Source organism: Sunxiuqinia dokdonensis, assembly GCF_001270965.1.
Taxonomy (GTDB): Bacteria; Bacteroidota; Bacteroidia; order Bacteroidales; family Prolixibacteraceae; genus Sunxiuqinia; species Sunxiuqinia dokdonensis.
Map to the genome: position 1 here is coordinate 106,943 of NZ_LGIA01000176.1, position 7,128 is coordinate 114,070.

Annotated in this window: 5 protein-coding genes; all 5 read left to right on the forward strand. The window is 45.8% G+C overall.

Annotated elements, in window-relative coordinates:
• Positions 1-14: 14 nt before the first annotated feature.
• On the forward strand, positions 15-2,525 hold the full coding sequence (locus NC99_RS15540) for a GumC family protein (RefSeq protein ID WP_053185617.1): 2,511 nt from the start codon (positions 15-17) through the stop codon (positions 2,523-2,525).
• A gap of 1 nt (position 2,526) precedes the next feature.
• Positions 2,527-4,233 (forward strand): right-handed parallel beta-helix repeat-containing protein, encoded by a 1,707-nt coding sequence (locus tag NC99_RS15545; protein ID WP_053185620.1) that lies wholly within the window; start codon positions 2,527-2,529, stop codon positions 4,231-4,233.
• A 36-nt stretch (positions 4,234-4,269) separates the two neighbouring features.
• Positions 4,270-4,884: an acyltransferase gene (locus tag NC99_RS22585; RefSeq protein ID WP_082326517.1), complete on the forward strand. Its 615-nt coding sequence runs from the start codon at positions 4,270-4,272 to the stop codon at positions 4,882-4,884.
• An 18-nt stretch (positions 4,885-4,902) separates the two neighbouring features.
• Positions 4,903-6,426: a lipopolysaccharide biosynthesis protein gene (locus NC99_RS15555; protein ID WP_053185625.1), complete on the forward strand. Its 1,524-nt coding sequence runs from the start codon at positions 4,903-4,905 to the stop codon at positions 6,424-6,426.
• A 36-nt stretch (positions 6,427-6,462) separates the two neighbouring features.
• Positions 6,463-7,128, forward strand: a 666-nt coding sequence (locus NC99_RS15560) for a hypothetical protein (protein ID WP_157624960.1), incomplete at its 3' end; no start/stop codon positions are given.

A 7,128-nucleotide genomic window follows, 5' to 3' on the forward strand; every position in this document is an offset into this window, starting at 1 on the left:
AAATACATTTAAAAATGATACCCAATCAAAGCACTTCGGAAGAGGTTGACAGTGACTTCAAACGTTTCATCGGCCATTTTTTGATGAACTATCGGCTCTATACACTTTGTATTGCGCTGGCCTTGGCCATAGCGGTCGCTGCTAATTTTTTGATGATCCCCCAGTACAAAGTTACCTCCTCGCTGCTCCTGAAAGACGGTGCAAAAAAGCAGAGCGCCGCCGGCAATGGCACGGAGTATTTAGACAGTCGCCTGTTCGGACTCGACCAAAATTTCCAGAACGAGCTGTGGGTGTTGAAATCGAATTCTGTGATTGAGCAGTGTGTCAAAAATCTGTCGCTGACCATCGGGTATTTTCAGAAAACCGGGTTTGGATACCGCGATGTGTACGGCCAAGCACCATTTCAGGTTTTTTTGACATCGAATCATGTGCAGCCGCTGCATGTCCGCTTTCAGTTGAAACAGGATGGTCCGGCACAATTTCACCTAAAGGTGGAAGGGAAGAAAGTTCAATTTGCAGCTGTTGAAACCGGCGAGGTGGTCGTTGAAAAGAGAAACTGGGAATTCGAAACGGATGCAAATTTTGGCGAGTTGATTGAAACGGAGTTCCTAAGTTTTACGATTTATCCTGATTTTAATCAACAGCTGAACGGGCAGGGCGAAGCCAGCTTTTATTTTGAGTTCAAGGATGTGATGGCTGCAACGGAGGAAATAAAAGAGCAGGTTGAATATAAGGCTATTGATAAAATGGCAACGGTTGTTGAGTTGATTTACAAAGGCCCTTCAGTAAAAAAAGGAGTGGCTGTTTTGAACGAGATTATGGATGTTTACTCCATTCAGAACCTCGAACGTAAAAACTACCACGCCGATATTACCATCAATTATATCGAGCAGCAATTGGATCAAATAGCAGATTCGTTGAAATATACTGAAGACAAACTGCAGCAATTCCGGTCATCCAAAAATGTGCTCAATTTCAACGACCAGGCGAATAGTATCATGGGGCAGTATATGGATCTGGAAAATAAAATGGCAGAATTGGAAACCCGGAAGCGCTACTGTGCCTACATGACAGAACATCTTTCGGCTGACGAGGATCTGGCGAATATTGTGATCCCATCGTCAATGGGCATCCCTGACGACATGCTCGATAACCAACTGTCGGAATTAATGGCGGTCCAATCGCAGCGGGCAGCACTTGTTCGAAACAATCAGGATATGAACCCGGCGGTACCGAAGTTAAACCTCCAGATTAGCAGTATCAAGCAAACCATTCTGGACAATGTCAGGGCCATTGAAACCGCAACGGATATTGCGATTGACGAGTTGAATAAACGAATGAGCCGGGTAAGTGCTGAAATCAGGTATTTGCCGGTTACGCAGCGGCAGCTTGGCGGGATTGAACGAAAGTATAAGTTAAACGATGCCATTTACAATTACCTGCTTGAAAAGCGGGCCGAAGCAAAAATTACGCTGGCTTCCAACATTCCTGATAACATGATCGTTGAGTCGGCCAGATCGGCGGGACCAAACCCGGTTTCGCCCAATAAGCAATTGAATTACTTGATCGCCATGGTATTGGGAATTTCCCTTCCGTTTAGTTTCCTGTCGCTGAAAAGCATGTTTAACGATGAAATCGACTCGCCGGAATTCATTGCGCAAGTGACAGATAGGCCAATATTGGGCACAATTGCACACAAGCCGCGCCGCATCAAAAAAACGACATTCAGTCAGTATCCGCCTGTTCTAAAAGAATCTTTTCGTACCCTTCGGATGAATGTGGAGTTTGCGTGCAAAGGGGTGCCGAACAAAGTCATTTTGGTAACTTCCTGCGTCGAAGGCGAAGGAAAATCATTTAACGCATTGAACCTTGCGTTGAGCTTTGCCGAGCTGGGGCGACGCACCCTGTTGGTAAATTTCGATCTGAGGAAACCCACTTACTATTTTAATTCACCCGAAACGGAGTCGCTTGGATTAACCGCTTGGTATCGCGAAAACATCCCGTTGGAACAAATCATCAGAAAGTCTCCGGAAAGAAATCTGGACTTGATTCAGTCGGGAGCGCCTGTTGACGATCCCGTTGATTTTCAGGAAATCAGTCGCACAAAAAAACTTTTTGAAAATCTTCGGATGATGTACAATTGTATTGTTCTCGACAGTTCGCCGCTGGCGTTTGTTAGCGACACCTACTTGCTCATGGATTATGCCGATGTGAAACTGATTGTGGCCCGCATGGATTATGGCAGTAAAAAAGTATTTCGGTTTATTATGAATGACTTGCGGCGAAAGAAAATTGAAGGTGTTGGCATCGTTCTAAATGACAACAAGGCCTACAATGACCAGCTTGGATACGGTTACGTGAAGAAGAGCAAGCAGTCATGGTTCCGGATGCAGCGATCAAAAACATCGCCTTCTCATCAGCCATCGTTGATTGGTAAGCTAAAACTGGCCATGTCAAAAGCCAATTCCATTCATGAATGTCCGTCAGAAAATACTGGATTTTCTGGTGCAAAAGCAAAAACCTAAAATGGAAGTTGTTTTTAAAAAAGGGGAGCAAGATGAGCTTTTGTGGTTTGGCAATTTATGTTGGACGGCCCGGCTGTTCCTGATTTTTGTTGTTTGTTGCCTGTTGGTCAAGGTCGGTCTGGCCACTGACTACTATGTATCAATAAGCGGTAGTAATTCGAACTCAGGTAGCCTGGAGGCACCGTTCAGAACCATTCAATACGGAGTGACGAAACTACAGCCTGGCGATATGCTCTATGTTCGTACCGGTGTTTATGTTGAAACAATTTATGTGGGGACTTCGGGTACGAAGGAAAAGCCCATAAAAATTATGGCTTACCCGGGCGATTCTCCGATCATTGACGGGATGGATCAACTTCCGCAAGAAGACTATGGGAACATGGTTTTATTAGATGGCAATTATTTGTACTTCTCCGGTTTCGAGGTGCGCAACAGTAACGTGAATGGCACCCATTTGGGTGGAACAGGTGTTGTTCTGGCTGGTCAGCATAATGAAGCGCACGAGTTGAATGTACATCATGCTTGGGAAAATGGGATTCTTGCCATGGGCGATTTTTCGGTTGTCGAAAGCTGCGAGGTTTGGCAGTGTGCGTATTCTAACTCGGCCAATCCCGGTTCACCGGCTTTAGGCTATTGGTCCACTGGGCTTAGTGCGGCCAGGAGCCGAACAGATGGAATTACAACCAATGCCATTTTGCGGGGGAATCTGGTGTACAACAATTGGGGCGAAGGTTTGTCCTCCTTTGAGGCAGAAGGTACGCTCATCGAAGACAATATTGTGTTTGATAATTGGTCTGTCAATCTTTACGTGTCCGATACGCGCGATGCCGTCGTGCAGCGTAACATTGTTTATAACACGCCAAACAATCTTGTGGGTCAACGTCGACCGTTCACTTTAGGCGATGAGTTGGCCAATAAACCCCGATCGGCAAACACCATTGTTATTAATAACCTGATTTACAATGCCGATTTGTGGGCCTTTTGGTCAACCGCGGTACCGGGATCTGGATTGGATCATGTGCTGATTGCGAACAATACGCTGGTAAACGGACAGCTGGAAATTGGGGCGAGTGTTGGTGATCTGGCGCATAACACGAGCGGCGCAATTCTCAATAATATTTTTTTCCATGAAACGGAAGATCCCTGGGAAATTAAGGGTTCGCTGGAGAATTTGACTTTCTCGAATAACCTTTGGTCGAAAACTCCTCCCGAAGGTCTTCGGGGGCAGGGTGATGTGACCGGCGATCCGAAGTTGGCCCGAACCGGAGCAACGGGTGCCGGCGAACTGGCAGCCGACTATTTCAAATTGACAGAAAATTCACCTGCAATCGACCACGGACTGCCTTTGGCGCTGGTTCCGACAGATTTTTTTCAGCATAGCAAGGGCAGCCAGCCCGATATTGGCGGGCACGAATACAATCCGCCGACCGGGCTTTTTGAGTATTCGGACAGCATGACAACGCCTGATGTTTATGTTATAATTAGCCATTCACGCCTCACGATTTTTCAGAATGAACAGCATGCTTACGAAAAAATGGCCCTTTTTAACATGCTGGGCGTTGAGGTGTTGGTTGAAAATGTAGCGAACCGGATTTTTTCGGTTGATGTGTCTGCATTGCCAGCAGGAACTTACATCGTTTTGTTGTCGGGCAAGCGTGGAAAAAAGGAAATAAAGGTGACAATTCCCACGGCTGGTTTGGGACTTTGACACGGAACATCAATCCGAATTCAAATTCAAAATATCATGATGGGATGGTTTAAAAAGTGTATATGGACTGTTTTGGATGCCATCAAGGCAAATGACGTCAGAAAAAAAATAAGTTTGAACGGAAGCCACCACCGGTTTTGTTGGTTTAGCGCGGTTACGCTATCCGATAATTCCGGCAGGCAGGATGTTATTTTGGGCGATCATGTTTGGATGTTTGGTCATTTGGCTTCGCAGAACCACGGGAAAATTGTGTTTGGTGATTATTCGAAAATCGGAGGGGAGAGCACAATTCACGCGGTGAGATCCGTCACCATTGGCGACTACACGGCTATTGGCGATCACGTGTTTATTACCGACAACAACGAACATTCCATTAATCCGGAAGATCGGTTCATCATGCGGCAAAAGGACGAGGATCATCCGTATCGATTGTGGCGTTATTCCGATTCAAAACCGGTTTCGATCGGACGAAATGTATGGATCGGTTCTCATTCACGCATCAACAAAGGCGTTACTATTGGCGATAATTCCATTGTTGCAGCTGGTGCTATCGTGACCAAGGATGTTCCGTCCAACGCCATCGCAGCCGGCAATCCCGCCCGAATTGTCAAAACATTCATTGACCAATCGCCCCGGTTAATCCCGGATTAATTTGCCAAACAAAACGGCATGGAAAGCACGGAATCAGACCAGATCTTTCGGGGGAAATTTCAGTCCGTATTTATGGTTGCCGGTAAGCTCGCAGCCTTGGTGGCGAGCTTTGGCATTCCGCTGATTCTGACCAGGCTTTTAAGTCAAAGTGACTATGGAATTTTCGCCCAGTTTTACGTTGTTGTATTTTTCTGTACCGGTATTTTCAATGTCAGTATGCAGTCGAACCTGTATTATTTTTATCCGACTGCAAGCGGGCACAGCCGGAGGACTTTAATCTTTCAGACACTGCTTTTCCTACTTGTTGTTTCAGCCATCGCCGGAGCTTTGGTGGCGATTCCGGGAATCAGCCGGTATTTGATTGGCGACGGTGAATTGGTGCAGTATCGGAAGTACATTCTGGCAGCTATTGTGCTGCTCATGCCGGTTTATATGGTTGAGCCGCTCTACGTGGTTAAAAAAGATGTGCTGACAAGTTTAATTTATCCGCCTTCGGAAGTCCTGCTTCGCTTTTTGCTGATCACTGCCTTGGTGTTGATTAAACCTGGCGTGCAATCAGCATTCAATGGCATTTTGATCGCGGCTGGTATTTGCCTGGTTTTCACCTTCGCTTACACCTTGAAGGAAATTGGTTTGAGAAATTTGGTCGGTGGCTTATTGAACCGTGGGCTTGCCCGCGACCAACTCAGGTACAGTATTCCGTTTGGTACCGCGACAAGTTTAAATATTCTGTTTCAACGCTTTGATAAAATTATTTGTATTTCGTTTTTGTCGCCAGGAGAGTTTGCCGTTTACGCGATTGCTTTTTATGGAATTCCAGGCGTTTTGCAGGTTTTCGATTCGCTGGCTCAGATTTATCTGGTCCGGATGACGGTAAAACATCAGCAGAACAAAACCAGCGAGCTGGCCTCTATTTACCGGTCACTGGTCACCAAAACCTGCGCGTTCTCACTGCCGGTCATGTTGGTGGTGGCGCTTTATGCGCGAAAGATTATTGCCTTGCTTTTTACCGATAAGTACCAGGATGCCGTTCCCTTATTCCGGGTGTATTTGTTGTCGATTTTTATTTTTATGCTCTGCTCGGGGCTTATTCTGCGCGCAACAGGAAACACCAACTATACCTTGAAATCGTATCTGTACAGCGGAGTCATTATTTTACCGGCAACCTATTTTCTGATCCGTTTTTTTGGTGTTTGGGGAGCGATGACCGGGGCGCTGATTAGTTTGAGTTTGCCCAAACTGTTGAATCTGAGGTGGGAGATGCAGGTCTTGAAAAAGCAGATTAGTGAATTTTTCCCATGGAAACAATTCGGACAGATCAGTCTCATCGCTGTGGTTTCAATTTTGCCGTTTGCTGCTGCTGAGATGTTTTTCAACTATGGTTTGTTCTTTACCATGCTGCTTGGCACTGTGTATCTGGTACTTGTTTCGATGCTTGAAATAAAATACAAACTTTTTCCTGCTGATCTTGGGCCGATAAAAGCAAGCGTTTTGTCTTACTTTCGGTTTCTGAATCCGGTTTGGAAAAGGGTAGGGTACTAACCATCAACGAGTTGATTTCGGATAAATATTCTGAAGATGAAAGCCATTCAACGTATTGCCGTTCTTCTGTTTTTTTTCACCATCAATTTTGAAATGTGGGACCCGCTGTACACTGGAGGGTATTTCTCTTTGTCGCGGCTTACCGGCTTAATTTACCTGGGCTTGATGTTGCCCGCGATCATCCGGTTTCGAACGCCTGGAGAAGCTAAACCAGCGCTTCGTCCCTTGTGGTATTTCTTTCTCGTGCTCACGGTGGTTAGCTACTTCAATATGAAAGCCGAACTTGTTGACTTTTTTAATATGACTATTTTCCAAAATATTGTGCTTTTGTGGATTTTGGTGAATCACGAAACCATCGATCACCTCATTTTGGAGAAAGCCTTGTTGAGTTTTGCGGCAGGGGCGGTTGTGCTGGCTGTTCTGTTCAAGTTAGGGATTGGCATCAACTACGACCCCGTGAGTTACCGGACGACAATTTTTGAGGACAATGCCAACAATGTGGGCATAAGGATGAGTATTTCGTTAATTATCATTGCTTTGGCGATTATTCAAAACCGGTTGCAGTTGGGGCGTATTCGTTACCTGGCGCTTGCCGGTGTGCCTTTCATTTTCGAAACAATGATCGCTACTGGCTCCCGCGTGTCGTTCATCGCTTTTGTGTCGGCCTATTTCGTGTTCCTGCTTTTGTACCAGTCAAAAAGT

Coding starts and splice junctions, on each gene's coding strand:
- NC99_RS15540 (WP_053185617.1), top strand. CDS start 15: ATGATACCCAATCAAAGCACTTCGGAAGAGGTTGACAGTGACTTCAAA.
- NC99_RS15545 (WP_053185620.1), top strand. CDS start 2,527: ATGGAAGTTGTTTTTAAAAAAGGGGAGCAAGATGAGCTTTTGTGGTTT.
- NC99_RS22585 (WP_082326517.1), top strand. CDS start 4,270: ATGATGGGATGGTTTAAAAAGTGTATATGGACTGTTTTGGATGCCATC.
- NC99_RS15555 (WP_053185625.1), top strand. CDS start 4,903: ATGGAAAGCACGGAATCAGACCAGATCTTTCGGGGGAAATTTCAGTCC.